The sequence below is a fragment of the Archangium sp. genome, assembly GCF_036389735.1.
Lineage (GTDB): Bacteria > Myxococcota > Myxococcia > Myxococcales > Myxococcaceae > Archangium.
On sequence record NZ_DASVWK010000215.1, the window covers coordinates 1 to 2,289 of the forward strand.

At 70.3% G+C, this 2,289-nt stretch carries 3 protein-coding genes; 1 reads left to right on the forward strand and 2 read right to left on the reverse strand.

All coding sequences use genetic code 11. The features are described from left to right. Nucleotides 1-435, reverse strand: a 435-nt coding sequence (locus tag VF794_RS08025) for a cytochrome c (RefSeq protein WP_331108593.1), incomplete at its 3' end; no start/stop codon positions are given. A 100-nt stretch (nt 436-535) separates the two neighbouring features. On the opposite strand from VF794_RS08025, the gene VF794_RS08030 reads away from it, so the two are divergent. Next, the gene (locus VF794_RS08030) at nt 536-1,897 is read left to right on the forward strand and encodes a cytochrome P450 (protein WP_331108594.1); all 1,362 of its coding nucleotides are present in this window, start codon (nt 536-538) and stop codon (nt 1,895-1,897) included. Between the two features lie 44 nt (nt 1,898-1,941). On the opposite strand, the gene VF794_RS08035 is transcribed toward VF794_RS08030, so the two are convergent. Further along, on the reverse strand, nt 1,942-2,289 hold a 348-nt coding region (locus VF794_RS08035; protein WP_331108595.1), incomplete at its 5' end, for a kelch repeat-containing protein.

Genomic DNA, 2,289 nt, shown 5'->3' on the forward strand with positions numbered 1-2,289 from the left:
CTTGATCCACCGAGCGAGTGAGAGTGCCTCCTCCTGGGTCATGCGGTGGGCGAAGCTCGGCATCATCGTCCCGGGGCGGACCTGCTCCGGGTGGAGGATGTACCGGGCGATCTCCTCGACCGGCCTGGCGCGGGCGTTGACGAGGCTGGAGGCGTAGGCGCTGCCCGGTCCATGGCAGGCACGGCAACCCAGGTTGAAGAAGAGCTGGTCCGGAGTCCGGGTGGGACGGGCCGGGGTGGGACTGGCCGGAGTGGCGGAAGCCCCCGCTGAATCCGCGGGGGCGGCCTGCGGTGGGGAGTCCTTGAAGACGGTGGCCGCGGCGCTCGATGAAGGCGCCTTCTGGTTCGACCCCTCCGAGCAGCCGGGGAGGACCAGGGCCATTGCCAGGGACACGGTGCACGCCAACGGGACGAGGGAGTTCAAGCTCTTGCCCATGCCTTCGTCTCTAGCGTTCCCCACGCAGGGAGCACCATGCCCGTGTGGCGTGTTCCCGCTGGAATGTTGGAATCTCGTCCTCCAACCAGGAGAAAGCCGCTTGCGCAACGCCACCCCACTCCAGACGCCGCCCCGCGCCTCGGGCCTCCCGCTGCTGGGGACCCTGCCGGGCCTGCTGGCCCGGAAGATCGACTACGTCTCCACCCTGCGCGAGCGGCACGGGGACATCTTCACCCTCGACCTGAAGCTCGGCGAGGTGGTGGTGCTCTGCCACCCACGCCACGCCCAGCATGTCTTCGTGGACCGGGCGCGCAGCTACGGCAAGAGCGGGCCCGTGTTCGACTCCCTCCGTACCCTGCTCGGCAACGGCCTGCCCGTGAGCGAGGGGGACTTCTGGAAGCGCCAGCGGCGCATGATGCAGCCCGCCTTCCACCACCAACGCCTCGCGGCCCTCACGGAGAAGATGGTGGAGGCCATCGACGAGTGCCTGGAGGGCTGGGATGCCGCCGCCGCGAGGGGCGAACCCTTCGACATCGCCCGGGCCTTCAACCGCGTGACGATGAACGTGATGGTGCGCACCATGTTCGGCGCGGGCCTGGAGCCCGGCGAGACGGAGCGCGTGGCGAGCGCGCTCGTCTACGTCATCGACTTCATCCTGCGTGGCTTCGCGACCCAGGCCCTGCCCGACTGGGTGCCCGTGCCCGGCCGAGACCGCTACCGGGAAGCCATCCGCACCATCGACGAGACGGTCCTCGGTGTCATCGAGCGGGCCCGCCGGGACACGGGTGGGGAGGCGACCCTGCTCGCCCTCCTGCTGGACATGGTGGACGCGGAGTCCGGCGAGCGGATGAGCCAGGCGGAGCTGCGCGACGAGGCGGTGGCGCTCTTCCTCGCCGGCTACGAGACGACGTCGGTGTCCATGGCGTGGGCCCTCCACGCCCTCACCCAGCAGCCGAGTCTCGGCCAGCGGCTCCAGACCGAAGTGGACCGTGCGGTGGGTACGCGCGTGCCCGGATTCGAGGACGTGATGTCGCTCGCCTGGTGCCGCAACGTGGCGCAGGAGGCACTGCGGCTCTACCCGCCGATCTACTGGCTGGCGCGTAAGTCGGTGGAGGAGGACATCATCGACGGTTTCCGCATCCCCGCCGGCACGTCGATGGGCCTGATGCTGTACCTCATCCACCGCCACCCGGAGGAATGGGAGGCGCCGGAACGTTTCGACCCGGACCGCTTCACGCCGGAGCACTCGGCGGGCCGGCACAAGCACGCCTGGGTGCCCTTCGGCTCGGGCCAGCGGCAGTGTATCGGCAAGGAGTTCGCGCTGATGGAGGCGCAACTCATCCTCACCCGCCTCGCGCAGCGTTTCCACGTGGAGGCGGTGCCCGGCCGCGTGGCCGAGCTCCTGCTCAGCACCAGCCTGCGCACGAGGTCCGGCGTCTGGGTGAAGCTCACCCGACGTTGAGACCCCGTGCGCCCTCGATCACCACGGCCCAGGCCGTGCGTGGGTCAGGGGGTGTAGAGCATCCCCGCCCAGCCGGGGTAGGCGCTCCCCGTCACCAGGACCTGCCCGGAGGGCAGCAGCGTCGCCTTGTGGTTCCAGCGCGGGGCACCGGTGTCCTGCTCGGCGCTCCATGTGCCCGTGGCCGGGTCATACAGGTCCGACCGCATCTCGACCACCGTCCTGCCATCCCAGGGCCAGCCCCCCACCACGAGCACCTTGCCCGAGGGCAGCAGCGTCGCCGTATGCCCGAAGCGGCGAAGGCGCAGGGCGCCCGTCGGAGACCACGTGTCCGTCGCCGGATCGTACAGCTCCGCCGTTTCACCCTCGCCGGTGCCCGCCGCCACCAGCACCTT